The sequence below is a fragment of the Pseudoxanthomonas sp. LH2527 genome (genome assembly GCF_022539275.1).
GTDB lineage: Bacteria > Pseudomonadota > Gammaproteobacteria > Xanthomonadales > Xanthomonadaceae > Pseudoxanthomonas_A.
Window position 1 is genome coordinate 110,054 of sequence record NZ_JAKZBW010000005.1, and the last position, 23,454, is coordinate 133,507.

25 protein-coding genes are annotated in these 23,454 nt (G+C 68.2%); 11 read left to right on the forward strand and 14 right to left on the reverse strand.

Annotation, left to right across the window (positions count from 1 at the left end; genetic code table 11):
- The first annotated feature begins 33 nt into the window (after positions 1-33).
- Entirely contained in the window at positions 34-2,373 is a 2,340-nt protein-coding gene (locus MMG85_RS04775; protein WP_241044987.1) for a family 20 glycosylhydrolase, read from the forward strand.
- Positions 2,374-2,486: 113 nt separating this feature from the next.
- On the opposite strand, the gene MMG85_RS04780 is transcribed toward MMG85_RS04775, so the two are convergent.
- Both MMG85_RS04780 and MMG85_RS04785 read right to left on the reverse strand, forming a co-directional pair.
- Positions 2,487-2,909, reverse strand: a complete 423-nt coding sequence (locus MMG85_RS04780; RefSeq protein ID WP_055938091.1) for a VanZ family protein — start codon at positions 2,907-2,909, stop codon at positions 2,487-2,489.
- A complete protein-coding gene (locus tag MMG85_RS04785; RefSeq protein WP_241044988.1) occupies positions 2,897-4,081 on the reverse strand; it encodes a class I SAM-dependent methyltransferase in 1,185 nt (394 codons plus the stop codon). Before MMG85_RS04785 ends, MMG85_RS04780 begins: the two co-directional genes overlap by 13 nt.
- A gap of 119 nt (positions 4,082-4,200) precedes the next feature.
- On the opposite strand from MMG85_RS04785, the gene MMG85_RS04790 reads away from it, so the two are divergent.
- Both MMG85_RS04790 and MMG85_RS04795 read left to right on the forward strand, forming a co-directional pair.
- Positions 4,201-5,034, forward strand: coding sequence for a 20S proteasome subunit A/B (locus MMG85_RS04790; protein WP_241045024.1), 834 nt, complete (start codon positions 4,201-4,203; stop codon positions 5,032-5,034).
- A 23-nt stretch (positions 5,035-5,057) separates the two neighbouring features.
- Positions 5,058-5,234 carry a hypothetical protein gene (locus MMG85_RS04795; protein ID WP_241044989.1) on the forward strand — a complete coding sequence of 59 codons (177 nt, stop codon included), beginning with the start codon at positions 5,058-5,060 and terminating at the stop codon, positions 5,232-5,234.
- Positions 5,235-5,240: 6 nt separating this feature from the next.
- Here MMG85_RS04795 and MMG85_RS04800 read toward each other — a convergent pair whose 3' ends face one another.
- Together MMG85_RS04800 and MMG85_RS04805 are read right to left on the reverse strand one after the other, a co-directional pair.
- Positions 5,241-6,182, reverse strand: a complete 942-nt coding sequence (locus MMG85_RS04800) for an alpha-E domain-containing protein (RefSeq protein WP_241044990.1) — start codon at positions 6,180-6,182, stop codon at positions 5,241-5,243.
- Positions 6,182-7,639, reverse strand: coding sequence for a circularly permuted type 2 ATP-grasp protein (locus MMG85_RS04805; protein ID WP_241044991.1), 1,458 nt, complete (start codon positions 7,637-7,639; stop codon positions 6,182-6,184). Before MMG85_RS04805 ends, MMG85_RS04800 begins: the two co-directional genes overlap by 1 nt.
- Before the next feature lie 182 nt (positions 7,640-7,821).
- Between MMG85_RS04805 and MMG85_RS04810 the strand changes: the two genes are divergently transcribed.
- The gene (locus MMG85_RS04810) at positions 7,822-8,562 is read left to right on the forward strand and encodes a pteridine reductase (RefSeq protein ID WP_241044992.1); all 741 of its coding nucleotides are present in this window, start codon (positions 7,822-7,824) and stop codon (positions 8,560-8,562) included.
- Between the two features lie 127 nt (positions 8,563-8,689).
- Here the strand turns inward: MMG85_RS04810 and MMG85_RS04815 are convergent, their stop codons facing one another.
- The 6 genes from MMG85_RS04815 to tsaD form a co-directional block, all read right to left on the reverse strand.
- The gene (locus MMG85_RS04815; protein WP_241044993.1) at positions 8,690-8,863 is read right to left on the reverse strand and encodes a hypothetical protein; all 174 of its coding nucleotides are present in this window, start codon (positions 8,861-8,863) and stop codon (positions 8,690-8,692) included.
- A 57-nt stretch (positions 8,864-8,920) separates the two neighbouring features.
- A complete protein-coding gene (locus tag MMG85_RS04820) occupies positions 8,921-9,094 on the reverse strand; it encodes a hypothetical protein (protein WP_241045027.1) in 174 nt (57 codons plus the stop codon).
- A 57-nt stretch (positions 9,095-9,151) separates the two neighbouring features.
- Positions 9,152-9,637 carry a 2-amino-4-hydroxy-6-hydroxymethyldihydropteridine diphosphokinase gene (folK, locus tag MMG85_RS04825; protein WP_241044994.1) on the reverse strand — a complete coding sequence of 162 codons (486 nt, stop codon included), beginning with the start codon at positions 9,635-9,637 and terminating at the stop codon, positions 9,152-9,154.
- Positions 9,638-9,641: 4 nt separating this feature from the next.
- The gene (gene folB, locus MMG85_RS04830; protein ID WP_055938113.1) at positions 9,642-10,001 is read right to left on the reverse strand and encodes a dihydroneopterin aldolase; all 360 of its coding nucleotides are present in this window, start codon (positions 9,999-10,001) and stop codon (positions 9,642-9,644) included.
- 52 nt (positions 10,002-10,053) lie between these two features.
- Positions 10,054-11,319, reverse strand: a complete 1,266-nt coding sequence (locus MMG85_RS04835; RefSeq protein ID WP_241044995.1) for a mechanosensitive ion channel family protein — start codon at positions 11,317-11,319, stop codon at positions 10,054-10,056.
- Positions 11,320-11,448: 129 nt separating this feature from the next.
- Positions 11,449-12,486 (reverse strand): tRNA (adenosine(37)-N6)-threonylcarbamoyltransferase complex transferase subunit TsaD, encoded by a 1,038-nt coding sequence (tsaD, locus tag MMG85_RS04840; RefSeq protein ID WP_241044996.1) that lies wholly within the window; start codon positions 12,484-12,486, stop codon positions 11,449-11,451.
- Positions 12,487-12,621: 135 nt separating this feature from the next.
- Here tsaD and rpsU point away from each other — a divergent pair, with 135 nt between their 5' ends.
- The 4 genes from rpsU to MMG85_RS04860 all read left to right on the forward strand — a co-directional run bounded on the left by rpsU (position 12,622) and on the right by MMG85_RS04860 (position 15,018).
- The gene (gene rpsU, locus MMG85_RS04845; protein WP_002808376.1) at positions 12,622-12,837 is read left to right on the forward strand and encodes a 30S ribosomal protein S21; all 216 of its coding nucleotides are present in this window, start codon (positions 12,622-12,624) and stop codon (positions 12,835-12,837) included.
- A 138-nt stretch (positions 12,838-12,975) separates the two neighbouring features.
- A complete protein-coding gene (locus MMG85_RS04850; RefSeq protein WP_241044997.1) occupies positions 12,976-13,422 on the forward strand; it encodes a GatB/YqeY domain-containing protein in 447 nt (148 codons plus the stop codon).
- Between the two features lie 161 nt (positions 13,423-13,583).
- Positions 13,584-14,078, forward strand: coding sequence for a GNAT family N-acetyltransferase (locus MMG85_RS04855; protein WP_241044998.1), 495 nt, complete (start codon positions 13,584-13,586; stop codon positions 14,076-14,078).
- A gap of 58 nt (positions 14,079-14,136) precedes the next feature.
- A complete protein-coding gene (locus tag MMG85_RS04860) occupies positions 14,137-15,018 on the forward strand; it encodes a YihY/virulence factor BrkB family protein (protein ID WP_241044999.1) in 882 nt (293 codons plus the stop codon).
- A gap of 60 nt (positions 15,019-15,078) precedes the next feature.
- On the opposite strand, the gene dld is transcribed toward MMG85_RS04860, so the two are convergent.
- Complete coding sequence (gene dld / locus MMG85_RS04865; protein WP_241045000.1) at positions 15,079-16,767, reverse strand: D-lactate dehydrogenase; 1,689 nt, start codon at positions 16,765-16,767, stop codon at positions 15,079-15,081.
- Positions 16,768-16,945: 178 nt separating this feature from the next.
- On the opposite strand from dld, the gene MMG85_RS04870 reads away from it, so the two are divergent.
- The 3 genes from MMG85_RS04870 to MMG85_RS04880 all read left to right on the forward strand — a co-directional run bounded on the left by MMG85_RS04870 (position 16,946) and on the right by MMG85_RS04880 (position 20,619).
- Positions 16,946-18,220, forward strand: coding sequence for an aspartyl protease family protein (locus MMG85_RS04870; protein ID WP_241045001.1), 1,275 nt, complete (start codon positions 16,946-16,948; stop codon positions 18,218-18,220).
- Positions 18,221-18,374: 154 nt separating this feature from the next.
- The gene (dnaG, locus tag MMG85_RS04875) at positions 18,375-20,108 is read left to right on the forward strand and encodes a DNA primase (RefSeq protein ID WP_241045002.1); all 1,734 of its coding nucleotides are present in this window, start codon (positions 18,375-18,377) and stop codon (positions 20,106-20,108) included.
- Positions 20,109-20,118: 10 nt separating this feature from the next.
- On the forward strand, positions 20,119-20,619 hold the full coding sequence (locus MMG85_RS04880) for a sulfur transferase domain-containing protein (protein ID WP_241045003.1): 501 nt from the start codon (positions 20,119-20,121) through the stop codon (positions 20,617-20,619).
- 147 nt (positions 20,620-20,766) lie between these two features.
- Here the strand turns inward: MMG85_RS04880 and cyoE are convergent, their stop codons facing one another.
- The 3 genes from cyoE to MMG85_RS04895 are packed head-to-tail and all read right to left on the reverse strand — an operon-like array spanning position 20,767 to position 23,448.
- Positions 20,767-21,705, reverse strand: coding sequence for a heme o synthase (cyoE, locus tag MMG85_RS04885; RefSeq protein WP_241045004.1), 939 nt, complete (start codon positions 21,703-21,705; stop codon positions 20,767-20,769).
- Positions 21,705-22,850, reverse strand: a complete 1,146-nt coding sequence (locus tag MMG85_RS04890) for a COX15/CtaA family protein (RefSeq protein WP_241045025.1) — start codon at positions 22,848-22,850, stop codon at positions 21,705-21,707. The genes cyoE and MMG85_RS04890 overlap by 1 nt, the downstream gene beginning before the upstream one ends.
- Positions 22,851-22,875: 25 nt before the next feature.
- Positions 22,876-23,448, reverse strand: a complete 573-nt coding sequence (locus MMG85_RS04895; RefSeq protein WP_241045005.1) for a hypothetical protein — start codon at positions 23,446-23,448, stop codon at positions 22,876-22,878.
- Between the last annotated feature and the right edge of the window lie 6 nt (positions 23,449-23,454).

Below are 23,454 nucleotides of genomic sequence, written 5' to 3' on the forward strand. Positions count from 1 at the left end.
GGCATGCTGTGCCCACCGCTACCGAGGACTCCGATGAAACGACCCATCGCCCATCGCGCCCTGGCCGGACTGGCCTTCACCCTGCTGGCGCTGGCCGGCTGCAAGAAGCCATCCGGCGATACGGCGGCGGATACCGCCACATCCGCGCCGATCACGCCTTCACTGATTCCGGCGCCCGCCGAACTGAAAACAGGCGAAGGCACCTTCGCCATCAGCGCGGACACGCGCCTGTCCGCCAGTGGCGACGCGGCGACGCGCGTCGCGCAGCAGTTCGCGGCCTACCTGCAATCGGCGGGCGGGCCCGCGCTGGCCACCACGCAGGACGACGGCAAGGGGCTGATCCGCTTCGTGCTGGAAGCCTCCACAGACGCGGCGGCGAATCCCGAGGCCTACACGCTCGACGTCACGGCCGATGGCGTCACGGTGAAAGCCGGCGACGAGCGCGGCCTGTTCTACGGCGCGGTGACGCTGTGGCAACTGGTCACCCAGGGCGACAACGGCCGCGTCACGCTGCCGGCACTGCACATCGAGGACGCCCCGCGCTTCGGCTGGCGCGGTTTCATGCTGGACCCGGCGCGCCACTTCCAGCAGGTCGATGAGGTCAAGAAGATCATCGACGCGATGGCGCTGCACAAGCTCAACACGCTGCACTGGCACCTCACCGACGACCAGGGCTGGCGCATCGAGATCAAGCAGTATCCGAAGCTCACCGGGATCGGCGGTTGCCGCATCCCCGCCGGCGACGGCGGCAAGGATCCGCAGACCGGCGAGCCGCGCCCGTACTGCGGCTTCTACACCCAGGACCAGATCCGCGACGTGGTGAAGTACGCCGCCGAACGCCACATCACCGTGGTGCCCGAGATCAACGTGCCCGGCCATGCCACGGCGGCCATCGCCGCGTATCCCGAGCTGGGCTCGATCGACACGCCGCTGGTGCCGTCGAACGAATGGGGCGTGTTCCCCAACCTGGTCAACGTGGAAGAACCGACCATCACCTTCTTCGAGAACGTGCTGGGCGAAGTGGTCACGCTGTTCCCCGGCACCTACGTGCACATCGGCGGCGACGAAGCGGTCAAGGACCAGTGGGAAGCCTCCGCGCGCGAACAGGCGCGCATGCGCCAGGTCGGCGCGAAGACCGAGATGGACCTGCAGGGTTACCTGGTCGAACGGCTGGAGAAGCACCTCGCCTCGCACGGCAAGCGCCTGATCGGCTGGGACGAGATCCTGGAAGCCAAGCTGCCGCCGGAGGCGACGGTGATGTCGTGGCGCGGCATCGAGGGCGGCCTGCAGGCCGCGCGCCAGGGCCATGACGTGGTGATGTCGCCATCCAACAAGACCTACCTCGACTACCTGCAGACGGCCTCGCCGAACGAACCGCCGGGCCGGCCCGCACTGATCACGCTGCAGGATGTCTATGGCTTCGACCCGGTTCCGCCGGAACTGGAAGCAAGCCAGCACCATCACATCCTCGGCATCCAGGCCAATCTGTGGACGGAGCACACGCGCACCTTCGCCCGCCTGCAGCACAACGCGTTTCCGCGCCTGGCGGCGGTCGCGGAAACCGGCTGGACGCCAGCGGCGAAGAAGGACTTCGCCAGCTTCACCGCCCGCCTGCCCACGCTGCTGAAGCGCTACGACGCCATCGGCCTGGGTTACGCGAAGACGCCGTTCGAGCCGCTGATCGCCACCGGAAACGACCGCAAGGCCGGCACCGCGACGGTCACGCTGTCCAATCCGCTCGACTATCCCGTGCACTACACCACCGATGGCAGCGAACCGACGCCTGCCTCGCCGGCCTTCAGCGCGCCGCTGAACGTAAAGCTGCCTGCCACCGTGCGTGCGGCCGCGTTCGCCGATGGCCGCGCGCTGGCACCGATATCTACGTTCGAACTGACGCAGGCGTCGCTGCTGAGCCGCACGGACGAGGCGATGTCGGTGTGCCCGGATGCCGGCCGCCTGCTGCTGCGGCTGGAGGACGATGGCCCGCTGGAAGGCGAGCGCGCCATCTTCAACACAACGATCTTCTATCCGTGCTGGCAATGGAACCAGGCAGACCTGGAGGGCATCGCGTCGATCAAGGTGCGCGCCGGCCGCATTCCGTACTACTTCCAGCTCGCGCACGACGAGCCGCACCGCACCTTCGAGCCGGCGAAGTCGCCGCTGGGCGAACTGGAAATCCTGGGCGGCGGCTGCAAGGGGCATACGCTCGCCACCGTGCCGCTGCCCGCCGCACCGGACGCCGACGGTTTCCTTGACCTCGAGGCGGCACTGCCGGCCGGCACCACCGGCAGGCAGGACCTGTGCGTCCGCTTCACTGGCGACACCCGCCCGCAGATGTGGGTGCTGGATCGGATCACGCTGCAGCCGCGTTGATCGCGGCACGGGGTGGGCACGTGTCGTTGCCCACCTCGCATCGCGCACCAGGGGCGCGATGCGTTCGCCTTGCGGCCTGCCTCGTGGACAGGCATCGCGCCCGTCGCGTGCTGCTACAGGTTGCGTGCCGGCGTCAGCCGCGCGTCCAGTGCCAGCAGCAGATCGCTCGCCGGCGTGAAACGCGTGGCGAACCCGGCCAGCACGCCCAGCGTATTGGCCAGTGCATCGTGCGCATCGGCCATGCGCGTGGCGGTCAACGTGCCCTGCGCGAACTCCAGTACCACGCCCATCGCCACCAGCAGCAGCGCGACCACGATGCATGCGCGACGCGTGGCGAACAGCTGCATGGCGGACGCCGACAGCAGCGCATACGCCAGGAAATGCTCGACCTTGTCGCCACCCTCGGGCACTGGCGGCAACCCGCTCAGGTTCACCAGCGACAACACGGCCACCGCGACGATGGCCAGGCACCACAGGCCCACCCACAGGCGCGGCCACCGGAACGGCTTCAACACGCCGCCGCTCACAGGCGCCAGCTCAGGTCGTTGAACAGGAACGCGGTGCCGAACTCCACCTCGCTGGAGAAACCCATCACCTGGAAACGCTCGCCCATTTCACTGGGCAGCGTCAGCCGCTTGGCTTCGTTGCGCAGGCGCAACAGCGTGGTCTCGTCCGCGCGCGCCTCGGCTTCGTTCAATCGCTCCTGCAGGCCGTTGCCGAGCAGGAAGTTGGCCTGCGTGGTGTAACCGGCCAGATCGAATCCCGCCTGGGTACCGGCTTCGGCCAATGCGGTGAAATCCACCGACGCGGTGATGTCCTGCAGACCGGGCCACAGGTAGGGATCGTTGTGCACGCGGTGGCGGTAATATGCGCGCAGCGTGCCGGTGTCGCGATCGGGCTGGTAGTACTCGCGCCGCGTGTAGCCGTAGTCGGCGAACAGCATCGCACCGCGATCCAGTCCGCCCATCACCGCCTGGATCCAGTACGGCAGTTGCGGCAGCAGTTCCGAGCGATAGCCGTCGGGAAACGGCTGGCCGAGATAGCGCTCGACATGGCGCACGGCGGCGGCAAGCAAGGCATCGGCCGGGCGGTCGCTGCGGACGAAGCGGCCTTCGGCATCCACCGCCACGCCTTCCTCGAACACTTCGCCATCGCGCAGGGTGAAGCGTGGTGTCGGCAGCGCATCCACCACTTCGTTGGCGAACAGCACGCCGTTCCACGCCTCGGACGGTGGACCGTCCAGCCATTCCACCAGATCGAAGACCGGCGGAATCAGCCGTTGCCCGAGCCGTTCGCGCTGACGCTCGCGCAGGTCGGCGCTGGGCTCCAGGATCGCGTAGCGGGCCGGCAACGCGTCCAGCTCCAGCAGGCGCTTGAGCATGATCTCGGCGAATGCACCGCTGCCGCCGCCGATTTCCAGGAATTCGGCATCGGGGCCGAGCTGCTGCAGTACCGGCGCCACCGCCTGCGCCACGCAACTGGCGAACAACGGCCCCAGCTCCGGCGCGGTGGTGAAATCACCGGCCTCGCCGAACTTGGTGCTGCCGGCGCTGTAGTAGCCCAACCCGGGCGCATACAGGCTGCGCTCCATGAACCGCGAGAACGGCAGGCTGCCGCCTTCGGCGGCGATCTCCGCGCGGATCGCGGCCGCGAGGTCGGCGCTGTGGGCGAGCGCGGCGGCGTCGGGAAGGGGGAGATCGGCCTGCATGGCGCACCAGAAGCGGGATAACGCGTCATTGTACGTGTCGTTTCACACTGCGACGCCGGCCCTAGCCAACCCCGGGGGCCACGCATAGAATCGTGATGCACAGCAGCAACGGACACGCCATGACCTATTGCGTCGGCATCGAAGTCAACGAAGGCCTGGTCTTCGCCGCGGATACCCGCACCAGCGCCTCGTTCGACGACGTGCGCGTGTACCGCAAGATGCACGTGTTCGAGTGGCCCGGCGAGCGCGTGTTCGTCATCATGTCGGCCGGCAACCTGGCCACCACCCAGCTCACGCTGGCCAAGCTGCAGCGCGACGTGGACGATCCGAATGCGTCGCGCAGCCTGCGCACGTTCTCGCACCTGTACGAAGTGGCCGAATACGTCGGCGAGATGCTCGTCGCCAGCCAGGCGCGCGTGGTCGACGACGCGCAGCAGAGCGGCGTCAACGTGCAGTCCACGCTGATCCTGGGCGGGCAGATCGCCGGCGAGCGTCCGGGCCTGTACATGGTCTATCCGCTCGGCAACTGCATCGCCACCTCGCCGGAAACGCCTTACCTGCAGATCGGCGAGTCCAAGTACGGCAAGCCGATCCTCGACCGCATCATCCGTCCGGAAACCTCGCTGGAAGACGCGGCGCGCTGCGCGCTGGTGTCGCTCGATTCCACCATCCGCTCCAACCTGTCCGTCGGCATGCCGGTGGACATGGCGCTGCTGCGCAATGGCGACCTGAAGATCAGCCAGAAGATGCGGATGGAGGCGGATACGCCGCTGTACGCCGAGATCCACGACACCTGGTCGCGCAAGCTGGAAGCCGCCGTGCACAGCCTGCCGCGTTTCCCGTGGGAACCGGCGCAGGAACCCGAAGCACGCCCTGCGGGTCTGCCGGCGATGCCGCCGCGGCGCGTGCCGACGCGACAGGACCCGGGCGATGCCCAGGGCCAGCAGCAGTAGCCGGCGATGACGTCGCCCGCCCGATGAAAGCGTGGGCCGTGGCGCTGCTGGTGTTCTGCCTCGGCGCCGGCGTCACCGGCCTCTGTGTGGCCCTGTGGGTCGCTCCGGCCTGGCGGATCCTGGCGGGTGCGGCCGGCATCCTGATCGCCAGCAAACTTGCCGCCGTCTCCGCGGCCGCCTGGCGCGAACGCGGGAGCTGAGCCCGCTCAGCCGTGGAAGTAGCCTTCCGCGATCGCCGTATGCAGCGAACCCAGGTGCGTCTGGATCTCGTCCATGAACTGCGCGGGATTGCGCGCCGCCAGCACCGCGGGGTCGGCGTTGCGGGTCATGCCGATCACGCGGTTGAGATGGCGGTCCACGCCCGGGCGCGGCGGCATCGTCGGCAGCACGCTCTGCGCGCGGGTCAGGCAGAAGTGCACGCTGCGCGGGAACTCGTTGTTCTGCAGCAGGAAGCGCAGCGCCAGTTCCGCGGTCACGCGCTGGCGCACGTGGCGGCGGAACATCTGGTAGCCGGCGACGGAGCGCAGCACGCTCATCCACTGCATGTTCTGGAACGCTTCGCGGTCGTCCTCGTTGCGCGGCGTGACCAGGCCGGACGCACCCGCATCCATGATGCGCGTGGTCATGTCCGCCTGTTCCAGCGCCGTGCCCAGGCGCAGGAACTGGTAGCCGATGTCGCGGCTGACGTTGGCGCTGAGCAGCCCGGACACCTTCAGGCAGCCGTCGATGATGCGGTGGAGGAACTCGATGCGGTAGCGGCGGCTGAGGCTGCGTTCGCCGTGCGCGCCGATATACAGGTGCAGGTCGTTGATCGCTTCCCACACGTCCTGCGGCAACGTGTCGCGGATGGCGCGCAGGATCTCGCGCGCCGAATCCACCGAGGTCCGCAGCGACGAGGGATTGCGCTCGTCCAGCAGCAGGAAGCGGATCATCTCGACGTCGCCCACGGTGTCGCCGGTGTCCGGATGGCACTGCTCGAAGCATTCGCCGGCACCCACCGTGTCGATCATCGGCCGCCAGGCGAAGCGCACCGAGCGCGGCATGTCGAGCTGCAGCTGGCTGCCCACGCCGACCAGGCGCGCGGTGTTCTCCGCGCGGCGCACGTAGCGGCTGAACCAGTACAGGTTGTCGGCGACACGCGACAGCATCAGGCGTCCTCCCCTTCATGGTCGGACAGGTCCACGACCCAGGTGTCCTTGGCGCCGCCGCCCTGCGAGGAATTCACCACCAGCGAGCCCTTCACCATCGCCACCCGGGTCAGGCCGCCGGTGGTGACGTAGGTGTCCTGGCGCGACAGCACGAACGGCCGCAGGTCGATGTGGCGCGGCGATGGTCCCTGCTTGGTGACGATGGGCGCGGTGGACAGCGCCAGCGTGGGTTGCGCCATGTAGTTGCGCGGGTTCGCCTCGATCAGCGCCTTGAACCTGTCGCGCTGGCGCTTGGTCGAGCGCGGGCCGATCAGCATGCCGTAGCCGCCGGACTCGTTGGCCGGCTTGACCACCAGCTTCTCGATATTGTCCAGCACGTACCGGCGCTCCTTCGCGTTGTGGCACAGGTAGCTCGGCACGTTGGGCAGGATCGGCTCCTCGTCCAGGTAGTACTTGATCATCTTCGGCACGTAGGCGAACACCACCTTGTCGTCGGCCACGCCCGCGCCGGGGGCATTGGCCAGCGCCACCTTGCCGGCGCGCCAGCTGCGGATCAGGCCCGGCGCGCCGAGCACCGAATCCGGCAGGAACACTTCGGGATCGATGAAGAGGTCGTCGACGCGGCGGTAGATCACGTCCACGCGCTTGGGTCCGTACACCGTGCGCATGTAGGTGCAGTCGTCGTCGGCGACGAACAGGTCGCTGCCTTCGACCAGTTCGATGCCCATCGCCTGCGCCAGATACGCATGCTCGAAGTAGGCGCTGTTGAACACGCCCGGCGTCAGCAGCGCGATCACCGGCGTGTCGCCCGGACGCGGCGACAGCGCGGCGAGCGTGTCGTAGAGCTGGCTGGGGTATTCGTCCACCGGCAGGATCGAGCTGGTCTCGAACAGCTCCGGGAACACGCGCTTGGCCACCATGCGGTTTTCCAGCATGTAGCTGACGCCGGAGGGGATGCGCAGGTTGTCCTCCAGCGCGTACAGCGTGCCGTCGCCGTCGCGCACCAGGTCCGAGCCGCAGATGTGCGCCCACACGCCCAGCGGCGGGGTGATGCCGACGCATTGCGCGCGGAAGTTCACCGAATCCTTCAGCAGCATCGCCGGGAACACCTTGTCCTTGACGATCTGCTGCTTGCCGTAGATGTCGCCGATGAACAGGTTGAGCGCACGCATGCGCTGCTTCAGGCCGGCTTCGGTGCGCTGCCATTCGCTGAGCGGGATGATGCGCGGGATCAGGTCGAACGGCAGCGTGCGGTCGACGTTGCGGCCGTCGGAATACACCGTGAAGGTGATGCCCTGCACGCGCGCCACCACGTCGGCGGCGAGCTGGCGTTCGGCGAGTTCGCGGCCGGACAGTCCGGCCAGGTATTCGACCAGCCGCCGTGCGGCCGGACGCGGCCGGCCATCGGCCTGGATCAGTTCGTCAAAGGTCGTGGTGCGGTACTTCGCCCAGTCCATTCGCCATCCTGCTGTCCCCGGCCGGCACATCCGGCGCGGGGTAATGCGTTGCAACATGCATGGTCGATGCGCACGCCGTCAAGCATCGGCGCGACACGACGTTCGCCTCACATTTTTACCGGCCGCATGCGCCATTTCGGTGCAAAGCGTGGACAATGCGGACTCGTATCCCGGAGCCCGCCATGTCCACGCCGCGTCGTGTCGTTCTGATCACCGGCGCCGCACGCCGCATCGGCGCGGCGATCGCGCGTCGCCTGCATGCAGACGGCTACGACCTCGCGCTGCACTACCGTGGTTCGTCCGCCGACATGCGTGTGCTGGCCGGCGAACTGGACGCGGTGCGTCGCGACAGCACGCTGATGCTGCAGGCCGACCTGGCGGTGTTCGACCGGCTGCCGGAACTGGTGGCGAAGACCGTCGGGCATTTCGGCCGCCTGGATGCGCTGGTCAACAATGCCTCCGCGTTCTATCCCACGCCTGCCGGCACCACCACGCCGGCGCAGTGGGAAGAACTGTTCGCGGTCAATGCGCGCGCCCCTTTCTTCCTGGCGCAGGCGGCGTCACCGCACCTGCGCGCCGCCCGTGGCGCCATCGTCAACATTGCCGACATCTATGCCGAGAAGCCGCGCGCGGACCTGGCGGTCTACGCCGCATCCAAGGACGCACTGCTCGCGGTCTCGCGCGGACTAGCGGTGTCGCTGGCACCGGACGTGCGGGTGAACGCGGTGTCGCCCGGCGCCATCCTGTGGCCGGATGGCGGGATCGATCCCGAGGTGCAGTCGCGCCTGCTGGCGCAGACCCCGCTGGGCCGCGTCGGCGAACCCGCCGACATCGCCGGTACCGTGGCCTGGCTGCTCGGCGACACCGCCGACTATGTCACCGGGCAAGTGATCCACGTGGACGGCGGCCGGCACATCACGTAAAGCCCCACGTAGCGTGCGCCATGCGCACGACCGCAAGATTGCCGACTCATGCGCACTGCCCGTCGCGCCGGATCGCGATCAAGCGGTCGCGCCGGCGATGATCATGAGGTCGTGCGCGCAGCGCACGCTACGGGAACGGCACCGCCTGCGGTGGGGTGGCGTGGTCCGGGTGCTCGCCCCACAGCGCCGCCAGCGTGCGTCCGCTGCGCGGCTCGATCGCGTCCGGCGCGATGTCCACCAGCAGGGTAGCCAGCTCTACGTAGCGTGCGCCATGCGCACGACCGCAGTACCGCCTGGCCATGCGATGGGTGGTACGGCGCGATGATTCGGGTCCCGGAGGTCGTGCGCGCAGCGCACGCTACGGGAACGGTATCGCCTGCGGTGGGGTGGCGTGGTCCGGGTGCTCGCGCCACAGCGCCGCCAGCGTGCGTCCACTGCGCGGCTCGATCGCGTCCGGCGCGATGTCCACCAGCAGGGTAGCCGGCTCCACGTAGCGTGCGCCATGCGCACGACCGCCATGCCGCCTGGCCATGCGGTGGGTGGTGCGGCGCGATGATTCGGGTCCCGGAGGTCGTGCGCGCAGCGCACGCTACGGGAACGGTATCGCCTGCGGTGGCGTGGCGTGGTCGGGATGCTCGCGCCACAGCGCCGCCAGCGTGCGTCCGCTGCGCGGTTCGATCGCGTCCGGCGCGATGTCCACCAGCGGCAGCAGCACGAAGGCGTGCTTCAGCTCGTCGCGCGGCAGGCGCAGATTGCCGGGCCCTTCCATCACAAGGTCGTCGTACAGCACGATGTCGATGTCGAGGGTGCGGTCGGAGAAGCGCGGCCCGCTGCGGTCGCGGCCATGCGCGTCTTCCAGCGCATGCAGCCAGTCGTTCAACGCGAACGGGTCCAGGTCGCTGTCGATCACCGCGGCCGCATTGAGGAAATCGGTGCCGTCGAAGCCGACCGAGCGCGTGCGGTAGACCGGCGACAGGCGCACGTCGTCGAAGCGTTCGCGCAGCGCCGCGACCGCGGCACGCAGGTGCCGTTCGGGCTCGACGTTGCTGCCCAGGCTGAGATAGGCCGTTCCCATGGCGTCAGGCCGGGCGCACGCCGCGTTCGATCAGCACGCCGACATTGCGCGCGCCGGTCACCGCGCCGGGCTTGCTCAGCTTCAGCCGCACCCAGGCCACGCCGAACTCCTCGCGGATGATCGCCGCGCACTGTTCGGCCAGCGTCTCGACCAGGCCGAAGTTCGACGCTTCGACGAACGAGATCAGCCGCTTCGATACCGCCTTGTAGTCCAGCGTCAGCGCGATGTCGTCGCTCGCTGCCGGCACGCGGTTGTCGAACGCCATCTCCACGTCCAGCGCCACGGTCTGGCGGATCCCGCGCTCCCAGTCGTAGATGCCGATGACGGTCTCGATGCGCAGGTCTTCGATGAAAACGATATCCATGGGGAGCTCTGAATCCGGGTGCGGGAATGGTACGCGCAATCGATGTACAGACTCAGCCCGTGGCGGCCGCGACCCTGGTTGCCGCCTGTCCCTGCAACTGGCGCACGTCGGCACCGCCCGGCTGCTGGAACACCTGCAGCCCGAACTCCGGCAGGATCGCCAGCAGGTGGTCGAAGATGTCGGACTGGATGGCTTCGTACGGCCCCCATTCCACGGTGCGGGTGAAGCAGTAGATCTCCAGCGGCAGCCCGGTCGGTCCCGGGGGCAACTGGCGCACCAGCAGCGTCATCCCGTCGTGGATGTCGGCGTGCGCGCGCAGGTAGGCCTCGACGTAGGCACGGAAGGTCCCGAGGTTGGTGGTGCGGCGCTGGTTGACCGGCTCGCGGCCGTGGTCGGCCAGGCGGGCGTTCCAGGCATCCAGTTCGCCGTCCTTGCGTTGCAGGTAGTCGCCGAGCAGGCGGAACCGGCGCAGCCGCGCCTGCTCGTCGCCGCCCAGGAAGCGCACGCTGTTCTGGTCCAGGTGCAGCGCGCGCTTGATGCGCCGGCCGCCGGATTCGCTCATGCCGCGCCAGTTCTTGAAGGAATCGCTGATCAGCTTCTTGGTGGGGATGGTGGTGATGGTCTTGTCCCAGTTCTGCACCTTCACCGTGTGCAGCGCGATGTCGATGACATCGCCGTCGGCGTTCTGGCTGGGCATCTCGATCCAGTCGCCCACCCGCACCATGTCGTTGGAGCTGATGGTCACGCTGGCCACCAGCGACAGCAGCGTGTCCTGGAACACCAGGATCAGCACCGCCATCATCGCGCCCAGGCCGGACAGCAGGATCACCGGCGACCGGTCGATCAGCGCGGCGACCATCAGCACCGCCGCGACGACGAACACGATGATCTTCAGCAGCTGCAGATAGCCCTTGATCGGCTTGTCGGCCGCATCGGGACGCCGCTGGTAGACCTCGTTGGCCAGGTCCAGCGCCGCAGCGATGGCCAGCGCCACCGTGAGGATGATGAAGGCGAAGCAGACGTTGCGGACCACCGTCACCAGCAGCGCCGGCAGCTCCGGCACCAGGGCGACGCCGGCGGCCAGCACCACCGCGGGCACCACGTTGGCCAGCCGCGGGATCACCCGCAGGCGGACCTGCTGGTCGCCCTGGCCGAGCGGCAGCGTCGCCAGCAGCCGGCGCAGGCCACGCAGCAGCACGCGCTGGGTGATCCAGTTCGCCAGCCACGCCAGCACGACCAGCGCGCAGGCGACGACGACGGTATAGGCCCACGGATACGGCGCGAGGCTCGCGCGCAGGGCGTCCAGGTGTTCGGTCATTCCGTTACCCCTTGAGGTGGTTCACGCGCGCCCTGGCCTCTGCATTGCACAGAAGGGCGCGTCGGTTGGCGGAGCGGAGAGCCTAGCCGCACCGCCTTGAACCTGAACGGAATTTGCCGGCCGCGGCTGTCAGTCGACCGTGGCGACGGCCGGCAGGGTGGCCATGTCCCAGCGCGGGGTGACCTTCACTTCGGCCGTCTCGTGCTGGCCGGCCTGCAGGCGCAGCGCGCCGGCGAAGGCGATCATGGCGCCGTTGTCGGTGCACAGCGACGGACGCGGGAAACAGGCGCGGCCACCGCGCTTGGCCGCCATCGCCTGCAGCCTGGCGCGCAGCCGCTTGTTGGCGCCCACGCCGCCGGCGATGACGATGACGTCGCTGCCGGCGGCGTCCAGCGCGCGTTCGCACTTGATGGCCAGCGTGTCGACCACCGCATCCTCGAAGCCGCGTGCGATGTCGGCGCGGGTCTGTCCGGACTGGTCGCTGTCGCGCCAGGCCAGCAGCACCTGCGTCTTCAGGCCGGAGAAACTGAAATCCAGCCCCGGGCGATCGGTCATCGGCCGGGCGAACCGGAACCGGCCGGGCGTGCCCTGTTCCGCCAGCGCGGCCAGCTGCGGACCGCCGGGATACGGCAGCCCCATCATCTTGGCGGTCTTGTCGAAGGCTTCGCCGGCGGCATCGTCCAGGGTCTCGCCAAGCAGTCGGTAGCGGCCGATCGCGTCCACGGCGACCAGTTGGGTGTGCCCGCCGGAGACCAGCAGGGCGACGAACGGCGCCTCGGGCGGATCGTCCTCCATCAGCGGCGCCAGCAGATGGCCTTCCATGTGGTGGACGGCCACGGCGGGCACGTCCAGCGCCCAGGCCAGCGAGCGCGCCACCCCGGCGCCCACCAGCAGCGCCCCCACCAGGCCCGGGCCGGCGGTGTAGGCCACGCCGTCCAGGTCATCGGTGGTCAGCTCCGCCTCGGCCAGGGTCTGGCGGATCAGCGGCAGCAGCTTGCGCACGTGGTCGCGGCTGGCCAGTTCGGGCACCACGCCACCGTACTCGGCGTGCAGGGCGATCTGGCTGTAGACCGCATGGGCGCGCAGTCCGGCCGCACCCGCGATACCGGTGTCGTAGACGGCCACGCCGGTTTCGTCGCAGCTGGTTTCGATGCCGAGGACTTTCATGACGGGGATCTGGGGTTCCTGGAGGGCGGGGACAAGCCGGGGACCCGCCGGGGGTGGGTTGCAGCGCCGGAGACTGCCGCTATAATACGCGGCTCACCCGGTCTGCCCGGGCCGTTTACTTCACCGAGATTACGTATGCCCAGCGTCAAAGTCCGCGAAAACGAGCCGTTTGAGTTTGCGCTGCGTCGCTTCAAGCGCACCTGCGAAAAGGCCGGCGTCCTGGCCGAAACCCGCAAGCGCGAGTTCTACGAGAAGCCGACCCAGGAGCGCAAGCGCAAGGCCGCTGCTGCGGTGAAGCGTCAGCTGCGTCGCAGCTCGCGCGACGTCACCAAGCGCCAGCGCCTGTACTGAGCCGCGTCGCTTCGCAAGAAGCCGGCACGCGCGAGCGTCGCCGGCTTTTTGTTTTGGCGCGGGATTCGGGATTCGCGACAGCGCCCGCCCTCCTGCGACCGAATCCCGAATCCCGAATCACCTGTCCCGAGAACCGCCATGTCCCTGAAACAGCAGCTCACCGATGACATGAAGGCCGCCATGAAGGCCGGCGAGAAGGACCGCCTGGCGGTCATCCGCCTGATCAACGCCGCCATCAAGCAGCGCGAAGTCGATGAGCGCATCGAGCTGGACGACGCGGCCGTGCTGGCCGTGCTGGAGAAGATGGTCAAGCAGCGCAAGGACTCGGTGACCCAGTTCGAGGCCGCCAACCGCGAGGACCTGGCCGCCATCGAGCGCGCCGAGCTGGCGGTGATCGACACCTACCTGCCGGCCAAGCTGGGCGAAGCCGAGATCCTGGCCGCCATCGACGCAGCGATTGCCGAAACCGGCGCCACCGGTCCGGCCGACATGGGCAAGCTGATGGGCGTGCTGAAGCCGCGCCTCGCCGGCCAGGCCGACATGGGCCAGGTGTCCGCGCTGATCAAGAAGAAGCTCGCGGGCTGAGTAGGACTCGCGTGTTCGTGCGCGGGGCGCACGCTACGCACCGGAGCGAGGCGTCCCCGTAGAGCCGGGCTTGCCCGGCTTTGCAGGTCACTCACTCCTCATGGCCGGTCGATAGCAGCGGAGCAAGCTCCGCTCCAAGTGCCCCGCCGTACAATCGCGGCATGAACCGTCCTGAGATCACCCTGCGAGCCGCGACGCCTGCGGATATCCCGCAGATCCTTGATTTCATCGCCGGGCTGGCCGAGTACGAAAAACTGGCCCACGAAGCCGTCGCCACGCCTGCCCTGCTGGAACAGCATCTGTTCGGTCCGCGCCCCGCCGCCGAGGTCGTCATTGCCGACGTCGATGGCACGCCCGCCGGCTTCGCACTGTTCTTCACCTCGTTCTCGACCTTCCTCGGCCAGCCGGGCCTGTACCTCGAAGACCTGTTCGTGCTGCCGCAGCATCGCGGCCTCGGTCTCGGCAAGCGGCTGATGGTGCATCTCGCGCAGCTGGCGGTGTCGCGTGGTCATGGCCGCTTCGAGTGGTCGGTGCTGGACTGGAACGAACCCGCGATCCGCTTCTATCGCCGTCTCGGCGCCGTCGGCCTGGACGAATGGACCGTGCAGCGCGTCACCGGCGATGCGTTGCAGGCGCTGGCCCGCGGCGACGCGTGAACATCACGACCACGTTGCCATAACGAACCGCTGACGCCGCACGCGGCAGGCTCGACGCATGCAACGTCCAAGCCGCTTCCAGCTCCTGCGCGCCCGCGCACGCATCGCCGGCGACCGCGTCAACCGCAGCCTGCCCGCTGCCCTGGTACGACGCTTCGTCGAAACCGACCTGATGACCCAGGCGGCATCGCTGTCGTTCTATGCGCTGCTGTCGCTGGCGCCACTGCTGATCCTGCTGCTGTGGCTGACCGCTTCGCTGTATCCGCCGGCGCAGCAGTCTTTGCTGGACCAGATCCAGCAACTCGCCGGCCCCAGTGCCGGCACCGTGGCCGAAACGGTGATCCGCAACGCCAGCGATCGGCCGGATGTAGGATCGCTGGCCGGATGGTGGAGCACCGCGCTGCTGTTCATCGGCGCCACCGTCGTGTTCGCCCAGTTGCAGGGCGCGCTCAACCTGATCTTCCGCACCGATGCACAGCGACTCAACGGCCTGGCCGCATGGTTGAAGAAGCGCGTGTTCTCGCTCGGCGTGGTGCTGGCCATCGGCTTCCTGCTGGTGGTCTCGATGGTCGCCACCACCGCGCTGCAGGTGGTGTTCGCGCGACTGCCCTCGCTGCTGCCGGCGCTGGGCTATGCCACCACGCTGCTGCTGTACGCCCTGGCGTTCGCGTTCTTCTACCACTACCTGCCGGACCGGCGGGTGGCGTGGAAGCAGGCGTTCCTGGGCGGCGCGATCACCGCACTGCTGTTCGCCGCCGGCCGCTACCTGATCGGCCTTTACTTGTCCGAAGCCGCACCCGGCAGTGCGTATGGCTCGATGGGCGCACTGGTCCTGCTGCTGGTGTGGATCTATTACGCCAGCGTGGTGTTCTTCGTCGGTGCGCTGATCACCGCGGTGATCGATGAGCGCGGGGTTCGAGGAGTGAGCGGAGAGGAGTGAGGAGTGAGGAGTGAGGAGTGAGGAAAAGCGGGCCTTCGCTCACTCCTCACTCCTCTCCCCTCACTCCTTCCAATCCGCCCGCTTGCTGGTCTGGCCGATCCCCGGATTGAACGTATTGGTCGGATCCAGTGCACGATAGAACGCGGCCAGCGCCGGCTTGGCACGATACAGATGGCCGACGTTGTGCTCGGCCGGATACTCGGCGCCACGGGCATCGAGCAGGTCCCACAGGCGATGCTCCACCGCCAGCGGATCTTCGCCCTTCTTCACGATGTAGTCCTGGTGGAACACATGGCAGAAGAAGTGGCCGTAGTAGAGCCGCGCGACCATCGTGGCGGCCACGTCGGCCGGCAGCTGTTCCACCCAGGCACGATCATCGCGCCGCAGCGCCACGTCCAGCGCGACGATGTCCTCCACCTCGCCGGCGTGCACGGCGCGGTAGCGGACCGCCGCCCCGGCCACGGCGAATCGCAGCAGGAAGGCCTTGCGGCCTTCGTCGTCATCGCAGGCGAAGAAGTCGCCCTCGCGGCCGCCGAAATAGGTGTCGAGGAAGGCGCGCGTGGCCTCCGCATCGACGGCCGACATCTTCAACAGCAGATGGTGCTCGTAGCGGTCGCGATACGCGCGCAGCCGCGGCGGCAGGTGGTCCGGCAGCATCGCGGTCAGCGATTGCAGCATGCGGTCGGCCAGTCCGGGCAGGCCGAACCGTTCGCACCAGCCGTCCAGGCGGCTCTTCAACGCGAACGCCGCGGGCACCCTGCCGGTGCCGAAGCGGTCGATCAGCAGGAAGGTATCCTTGCCGTAGCGGTCGCCGATGTCGAAGGCGTCGCGATGCAGGTACTCGCCCGCGATCGGCAGGCGCTCGAACGCGGTCAGCAGATGGCGGCGCACGGCAGTGAGATCGTCCGGATCGTTGCTGCCGATATAGAAGACCGACGACGCCTCCTTCTCGAACGTATCCAGGCGCACTGCGAACACCGCCAACCGGCCCGCGCAGCCCGAGGCTTCGTGCAGGCGCGAGGGATCGGCGTTGTAGCGGGCCGGCGTGGGCGCATCGACGTGACGCACGTGTTCGGCGTAGTAGGGATCCGATGCCGCCTGCGCCGGATCGTGAACGATGGCGTCCGCGCCGTAGTCGCCGACCTGCAGCCGCGACAGGATTTCTTCCGGGGTATCGCCCAGCGCGATGTCGAGATGGTTCACCAGCCGCAGCACGCCGTCTTCGTCCAGCTGCGCGTACAGCGACAACTCGGTATACGCAGGCCCGCGCCGCACCAGCGCACCGCCGGAGTTGTTGCACACGCCCCCCAGCACGGACGCGCCGATACACGATGAGCCGATGACCGAATGCGGCTCGCGGCCCAGCGGCGCCAATCGCTGTTCCAGCACGTCCAAGGTCGCCCCCGGCAAGCAGACGACCTGGCGCCCGCCGTCGAGCACGTGCACGCCGGTCAGCCGCCGCGTGCTGATTAGCACGATGCCGCGGTCGTAGCCGTCGCCGTCCGGCGTGGAACCGCCGGTCAGGCCGGTGTTGGCCGCCTGCATCAGCACGATCCGCCCCGCCGCCACCGTGGCCTGCAGCACCCGCCACAGCTCCAGCAACGTGCCCGGGCACACGACCGCAAACACCGGTCCGTCGCCGAACCGGTAGCCCTTGCGATAGCGGCGCGTGGCGCGGTCGCCGGTCAGCACATGCGCGCGGCCCACGGCGTCGCGCAGCTGCGCCAGCAGCTTGGCATCAGGCGTCATGTCGGTTTCAGGATTCTGGTCTCGCACGTGGCTCATCATCGACCAGCCCCTTGCGCGGTACAACATGTCGGGTCACGCTCTTGTGCGGGCAATGCCCACGCGGTCGGTGGCCGACACCGGGACGGAGCCGACCCATCATCTTGCTTTGGGACGCGGTAATCACAGGGAGGTCGGGACCATGATCAAGCAAGTGCTCGTAGCCGCATGGCTGTCCACGTCTTTTCCCTCGTTCGCGCAGGGCCCGCACGAAGGTGCCCGAGACGTCACCGGGCCGTTGAACATTGGTAATGATCGTGCGATCGCGGAGATGCGGCAGCAGGGGCGCCTTGGCACCGAGGTCGTGAAGTTCGTCGACGCGTCCTCGCGACCGGACCGCGCGGCAATGGAGGACGCGTTGGTCGCGTGCCGCGCATCCGGCGAAACGGCCCGTGATGCGAACGACGCCATTGCATGCGCACTCCAGCTCGCGGGACTCAACGCCGCCAAGGGCGACGCGCCGTCATGGGCGAACGCCTGGCATTGGCTCCGCACGTCCGGCGTTCACCTGCTGACCAACGGTACCGGCAAGGGATCTTTGGGCAAGGGGTTCGACGAGATCGATTTCGCGTCCATCAAAGCCAGCGCGCCGACGTCCCGATTCCGGTTCGCGTCACCTGCTGGCCGATTGGATCTGCTGCCCGCCGAGCTGCATGACGCCACGCCGCAGGTCATGGTCACGATCGGCGGAAAGCAGGTGCGTGCCCTCGTCGATACTGGCGCCAGCGCTACGCTGATTGTGCCTCGTACGATGGTGTCGGACTTTTCCATGAAGCAGATCGCCAAGGGCCTCACCGTCCTTCAGCACGCCCTACCCTCGATTGATCGCAGCAACGAGACGAAGGGCTGGGATGGTTACGCACTGGCCGATTTCACGATCGGCAACCTGATCGGCAAGGATGTGCTTGTGCTCGTCACCGATCGTCCGCTCGCACGCGTGGTGATCGGCAACGAGCTGCTGTCCTTGTTCGGTGAAGTGACCTTTGGTGACGGATTCCTTGAGCTGAAGCAGCCGGGACATGCACCGCTCCGTTGCACTGCCGACGTACCCCTCCGGTTCCTGCCGGGCAACCAGTTCCACGGGAAATTCACGATACCGGCAACCATCAACGGACAGAGCGCACGACTCGCCCTGGATACGGGCGCCGGTCCAACGCTGACAGTCGTTGGCCATGCGGCGCGTCAGTTCGCTGACAATCCGCGCCGTGCTTTCAGCGCAACGGTCGGTGGCATGCCCGCACGCGTCGAGGTCGGCAGTGCGTCGGTCTCGCTCACGAGCGGCTCGTTCTCGGCCCGGTCCATACAGGCCAGCGTTGTCCAGGGGGAACGCACCAATGTGGACGCCATCTTGGGAGCGCCGCTCCTGATCCAGCGCCGCGCGTCCATCAACTTCGAAAGCGGATACGCCTGCCTGTAATCCACTGTTGCGGTCGCAGTACCCGGGCACCCCGCCGGCGGGACTGCAGCAACCGACAGCACTGGACCGGGCTGCCATCGCAGCGGACCACTCCTGCAGGCAAAGCCTGGCACCAACGGCGCGCATGGCGTCCGCATGGCATCCTATGCGTTCCATGGCCCGCATCCCCGACGCCTTCATCGACGAACTGCTCGCCCGGACGGACATCGTCGAGGTGGTGGGCGGGCGCGTGCCGCTGAAGCGGCAGGGCAAGGAATATTCGGCCTGCTGTCCGTTCCACGACGAGCGCTCGCCGTCGTTCACGGTGTCGCCGACCAAACAGTTCTACCACTGCTTCGGCTGCGGCGCGCACGGCACGGCGCTGTCGTTCCTGATGAACTACGACCGCCTCGAGTTCCTCGACGCGGTGGAAGAGCTGGCGCGGCGCACCGGCATGGAGGTGCCGCGCGAGACACAGCAGCGCAACGAGAACAACGATACCCGCGACCTGTTCAACGCACTGGAAGCGGCGGCCCGTTTCTTCCAGCGCAACCTGGACGGCAGCGACAAGGCGAAGGCCTATCTGGATGGGCGCGGCGTGGACGCGGCGATCCGCACGCAGTTCATGATCGGCTACGCGCCGGACGGCTATTCCGCGCTGAAGGATGCCTTGGGCACCGACGAGCGGCGGATGAAGCTGCTGGACCGCGCCGGCCTGTTCTCGAAGAACGATCGCGGCCACGTCTACGACAAGTTCCGCGACCGGGTGATGTTCCCCATCCACGACCGTCGCGGCCGGGTGATCGCCTTCGGCGGCCGCGTGCTGCAGAAGGACGACGGCCCGAAGTACCTCAACTCGCCCGAGACCGCGCTGTTCCACAAGGGCCGCGAGCTGTACGGCCTGTGGCAGGTGAAGCAGGCCAACCAGAAGATCGCGCGGCTGGTGGTGGTGGAGGGCTACATGGACGTGGTCTCGCTGTTCCAGTTCGGCGTGAAGGAAGCCGTCGCCACGCTGGGCACGGCGACCACGCCGGAACACGCCGAACTGCTGTTCCGCAATGCGCCGGATGTGTACTTCTGTTTCGATGGCGATGCCGCCGGCCAGCGCGCGGCGTGGCGTGCGCTGGAGTCGGTGCTGCCGCGCATGAAGGACGGGCGGCAGGCGTTCTTCCTGTTCCTGCCCGATGGCGAGGACCCTGACACCATCGTGCGACAGGAGGGCGCGGAAGGATTCGATGCGCGCCTGCAACAGGCGACGCCGCTGTCGCAGTTCTTCTTCGACGAACTGGCCAAGGACATCAAGCTGTCCACACTCGACGGCAAGGCGCGACTGGCCGAGCGCGCGCGCCCACTGCTGGCGCAGATCCCGGATGGTGCGTTCGGCGACCTGATGCGCCAGCGCCTGACCGAGATCACCGGCGTTGGCGCCAGCAATGCCAACGCCACGCCGACTGCGCCAACGCCGGCGCGGCGTGCGGCGCCGTCGCAGGCAGGGCAGAAGCCCAGCCTCGTCCGCAGCCTCATCGTGCGGCTGCTGCACAAACCGGCATTGGCCTTGTCCATCGAGTCCACGCACGGCTTTTCCGCATTGCGGCTGGCCGGCATGGACCTGCTGCTGGAACTGATCACGCTGGTGCATGCGCGCCCCGACATCACCACTGGCGTGCTGCTGGAGCACTTCGCCGAGCGCGAGGAAGCCACCGCGCTGCAGAAGCTGGCGATGCAGGCCCTTCCCGGCGATGAGGACAGCTGGCGCATGGAGGTGCTGGACGCCGCCGTGCAGCTGGAGAAGCAGATGTTGCAACAACGTCTCGACGAACTGCAGGCCAAGCAGCGCAGCATGGGCCTGGACGAAACCGACAAGTACGAACTGCGCACCCTGCTGCAGGCCCGTATCGGCCGCCACTGAGGAGTCCGTGATGACACGTTTCGCGCTTCTGTTTTCCACGTTGCTGGCCGGCGGCCTTTCGCTCGCGGCGCACGCCACCGACTTCATCCGACCCAAGGCCGGCCTGCACACCGGCGGCCAGCCGTCGCAGGAAGACCTCGCGCGACTGGAATCAGAAGGCGTTCGTACCGTGATTGATTTGCGCGGCGCGCAGGAAGACCGGGGCTACGACGCAGCCGCCGAAGCACGCCGCCTCGGCATGGCCTACGTGGCGCTGCCGATCACCGGCAAGGACGACATCACCCCGGCCAACGCCAGGGCGCTGCAGGATCTGCTGAAAGCGCAGCAGGGCGACGTGCTGCTGCACTGCGCCTCGGGCAATCGCGTCGGCGCGCTGCTCGCGCTGGGCGCGGCGCTGGACGGCACCTCGCAGGAAGATGCGCTGACGCTGGGTCGCGCGGCGGGACTGACGTCGCTGGAGCCGGTGGTGGTGGAGCGGTTGGCCGAATCCGGCGCGGCACAGCCACTGTAGGAGCGACGTCAGTCGCGACCGCACGAACGACGCCACGTTTGAATGTCGTACGCGCTGGGGCGCGCAGCGACTGGTGTCGCGCGAGCCGAATACGGAGAACGCTGAGGGGATGCGGTCGCGACTGACGTCGCTCCTACAACAGCAGCGTCATCCTGCCGGCACGAACTCGATGCCAGCCGCAGCAGCCGCCGGTCGCAGCAGCGGCATCACCCAGTGGTCGACCAGCAGGAACGCGAACAGCGCCATCAGGTAGACGATGGAGTAGTTGAACACGCGCATCGGGAAGAACTCGTCCGGCGGATCCAGCAGGCGCCATGCGTACCAGAGGAACACCGCGCCGAGCACCAGCGCGCCGCCCAGGTAGAAGAAGCCGCTCATGCCGAACACCACCGGCAGCACGGTCACTTCGACCAGCAGCACGGTGTAGAACAGGATCTGCCAGCGCGTGTAGGTCACGCCATGCGTCACCGGCAGCATCGGCACCAGCGCGCGGGCGTAGTCTTCGCGGCGGAAGATCGCCAGCGCCCAGAAGTGCGGCGGCGTCCACACGAAGATGATCAGCACCAGCAGCAGCGCGTGCGGCCAGTCCCACTCGCCGGTCATGCCGGTCATCGTGGCCCAGCCCAGCAGCGGCGGCGCCGCGCCGGCGATGCCGCCGATGACGATGTTCTGCGGCGTGGCGCGCTTGAGGAATACGGTGTAGATCACCGCATAGCCGATCAGCGAGGCGAAGGTCAGGATGGCGGTGATCGTGTTGACCCACATCACCAGCACCGTCATCGACAGCGCCGCCAGTACCAGCGCGAACGCCAGCGCCTGCCAGGGCTTGAGCTGGCCCTGCACCAGCGGACGCCACGACGTGCGCGCCATCTTGGCGTCGATGCGTGCGTCGAGCAGCTGGTTGATCGCGGCGGCACTGGACGCCGCCAGCCAGATGCCGAGGAAGCCGAGCGCACCGCGCAGCAACTCGGCGCCATCGGGCAGGCCGTCGATGGCGAGGAACATGCCGACGATCGCGGTGAACACGATCAGCGCCACCACCCGCGGCTTGGTCAGGTCCCAGTACTGGCGGAACGTCGAGGCCATCAATCGGGCCTGCGCAGGCGCGCGGTCAGCGACACCAGCGTGAACAGCAGCAGCACGGCGCCGCCGTTGTGCGCCACCGCCACCGGCAGCGGCAGGTTGAGCTTGACGTTGAGGATGCCCAGCGTGACCTGCGCGACGATCAGCATGACCAGCGTCAGCGACCAGCTGCGCATGCCCGGCGTGCGGAACAGGCGCAGCGCCAGCGCCAGCACGTACAGCGCCACCACCACCGCCATGATGCGATGGCTCAGCTGGATCGCGATGCGGGCCGCGCCATCGAGCACGCCACCTTCGTAGTCCACGCCGATCCCGCGCCACAGCACGAAGCCCTCGCGGAAGTCCGCCGGCGGCGCCCACTGGCCCACGCACTTCGGGAAATCCAGGCCGCATGCCAGCGCCGCGTAGTTCGCGCTGACCCAGCCGCCCAGCGCGATCTGGATGCCGAGCAGCACCAGCCCGCTCACCAGCCAGCGCCGCAGCACGGTGGCGTCAGCCAGCGTGATGGGCCGGTCGGTCGCGCGCCACGCCATCCACACCAGCAGCGAGAACGTGGTCAGACCGCCGAGCAGGTGGCCCATCACCACGATCGGCTTCAGCAACCAGGTCACCGTCCACATGCCCAGCAGCGCCTGGAAGATGATCACCGCCAGCGTCAGCGCGCCCGCGCGCGCCAGGTCGATGTTCGTCCAGCGCAGCGCGGCGAACAGCAGGATCGCTTCGCCGATGATCGCCAGCACCGACGCCTGCACGTGCTCGCCGTGCATGTACAGCGGAATCGCCGCGCCAACCAGACCGGCGGCGACGAGGATCTGCGCGATGCCCCAGCGGCGGCGACGCGCGGCCAGTAGTGCCAGCACCAGCACCAGCACGCCGAGCGCGGCGGCGATGTGGCGGTGCACCTGTTCGCGCCACGCCTTGTGCGTCTCGAACGGACGGATCTCACTGGCGACGTGGGACGCGGCCTCATCCATCGCCTTCGGCCACGCGGCGCGACCGTAGCAGGTCGGCCAGTCGGGGCAGCTGAGGCCGGCGTCGGACAGGCGCACGAACGCGCCGAACACCACGACGCACAGCGTCAGTGCGACCGCCAGCCAGGCGATGCGGTGGAAATGCCGGTAAATGACAGGACGCGCTACGGAGTTCATCATCGTCTGCAGGTCGGGCAAGGGCTCAGATGAGCTTGATAAGCTTGGACACATCGGTGCGCAGGCCACCGGGGTCGAAGCCCGGGGCGTAGCGGAGGATGATGAAGCCGTGGGGATCGATCACGTAGACCGGTGTGCCCGCCGCGTCGTCCACCTGCGGCAGGCGTGCGCGCAGCGGATCGTCGGCACGCACCTGGCGCAGCGCCGCGTGGCGTGGCGCGTCGGCCGGGTAGTCGCCGATCCAGAGGATGTCGACTTCGTCGGCGTTGTGGCCGAACAGCTGCCAGACCTTGTCCAAGTCCTGCGCGAGTGCGGTGCAGGCCTGCGCGCATCCCGGCGACGGCGCGGCGACGATGCGCCAGCGGCGATCGGCCGGCGTCCAGTCGTAACGGCCGCCCTCGGCGAGCGACAGCGAGAGGTCGCGTGCGTCCACCGGCGGTTGCAGCATCACGCCATGGTTCTTGTGCGTGGCCGGCTGCCAGCCCGAGAAACGCAGGATGCCGGCGCCGAACACGGTGCCGAAGAACAGCGCGAACAGGCCGACGAGCATCCACCGCCCGCGACGCCGCTGGGCGGGATCGAATGGTTTGGGGTCCATTCGCGC

Bases quoted from the DNA above. Each gene is read 5' to 3' on its own strand.
- MMG85_RS04775 (WP_241044987.1), top strand. From the start codon at position 34: ATGAAACGACCCATCGCCCATCGCGCCCTGGCCGGACTGGCCTTCACC.
- MMG85_RS04785 (WP_241044988.1), bottom strand. From the start codon at position 4,081: ATGCAGGCCGATCTCCCCCTTCCCGACGCCGCCGCGCTCGCCCACAGC.
- MMG85_RS04790 (WP_241045024.1), top strand. From the start codon at position 4,201: ATGACCTATTGCGTCGGCATCGAAGTCAACGAAGGCCTGGTCTTCGCC.
- MMG85_RS04795 (WP_241044989.1), top strand. From the start codon at position 5,058: ATGAAAGCGTGGGCCGTGGCGCTGCTGGTGTTCTGCCTCGGCGCCGGC.
- MMG85_RS04800 (WP_241044990.1), bottom strand. From the start codon at position 6,182: ATGCTGTCGCGTGTCGCCGACAACCTGTACTGGTTCAGCCGCTACGTG.
- MMG85_RS04805 (WP_241044991.1), bottom strand. From the start codon at position 7,639: ATGGACTGGGCGAAGTACCGCACCACGACCTTTGACGAACTGATCCAG.
- MMG85_RS04810 (WP_241044992.1), top strand. From the start codon at position 7,822: ATGTCCACGCCGCGTCGTGTCGTTCTGATCACCGGCGCCGCACGCCGC.
- MMG85_RS04815 (WP_241044993.1), bottom strand. From the start codon at position 8,863: ATGGCCAGGCGGTACTGCGGTCGTGCGCATGGCGCACGCTACGTAGAG.
- MMG85_RS04820 (WP_241045027.1), bottom strand. From the start codon at position 9,094: ATGGCCAGGCGGCATGGCGGTCGTGCGCATGGCGCACGCTACGTGGAG.
- folK (WP_241044994.1), bottom strand. From the start codon at position 9,637: ATGGGAACGGCCTATCTCAGCCTGGGCAGCAACGTCGAGCCCGAACGG.
- folB (WP_055938113.1), bottom strand. From the start codon at position 10,001: ATGGATATCGTTTTCATCGAAGACCTGCGCATCGAGACCGTCATCGGC.
- MMG85_RS04835 (WP_241044995.1), bottom strand. From the start codon at position 11,319: ATGACCGAACACCTGGACGCCCTGCGCGCGAGCCTCGCGCCGTATCCG.
- tsaD (WP_241044996.1), bottom strand. From the start codon at position 12,486: ATGAAAGTCCTCGGCATCGAAACCAGCTGCGACGAAACCGGCGTGGCC.
- rpsU (WP_002808376.1), top strand. From the start codon at position 12,622: ATGCCCAGCGTCAAAGTCCGCGAAAACGAGCCGTTTGAGTTTGCGCTG.
- MMG85_RS04850 (WP_241044997.1), top strand. From the start codon at position 12,976: ATGTCCCTGAAACAGCAGCTCACCGATGACATGAAGGCCGCCATGAAG.
- MMG85_RS04855 (WP_241044998.1), top strand. From the start codon at position 13,584: ATGAACCGTCCTGAGATCACCCTGCGAGCCGCGACGCCTGCGGATATC.
- MMG85_RS04860 (WP_241044999.1), top strand. From the start codon at position 14,137: ATGCAACGTCCAAGCCGCTTCCAGCTCCTGCGCGCCCGCGCACGCATC.
- dld (WP_241045000.1), bottom strand. From the start codon at position 16,767: ATGACGCCTGATGCCAAGCTGCTGGCGCAGCTGCGCGACGCCGTGGGC.
- MMG85_RS04870 (WP_241045001.1), top strand. From the start codon at position 16,946: ATGATCAAGCAAGTGCTCGTAGCCGCATGGCTGTCCACGTCTTTTCCC.
- dnaG (WP_241045002.1), top strand. From the start codon at position 18,375: ATGGCCCGCATCCCCGACGCCTTCATCGACGAACTGCTCGCCCGGACG.
- MMG85_RS04880 (WP_241045003.1), top strand. From the start codon at position 20,119: ATGACACGTTTCGCGCTTCTGTTTTCCACGTTGCTGGCCGGCGGCCTT.
- cyoE (WP_241045004.1), bottom strand. From the start codon at position 21,705: ATGGCCTCGACGTTCCGCCAGTACTGGGACCTGACCAAGCCGCGGGTG.
- MMG85_RS04890 (WP_241045025.1), bottom strand. From the start codon at position 22,850: ATGAACTCCGTAGCGCGTCCTGTCATTTACCGGCATTTCCACCGCATC.
- MMG85_RS04895 (WP_241045005.1), bottom strand. From the start codon at position 23,448: ATGGACCCCAAACCATTCGATCCCGCCCAGCGGCGTCGCGGGCGGTGG.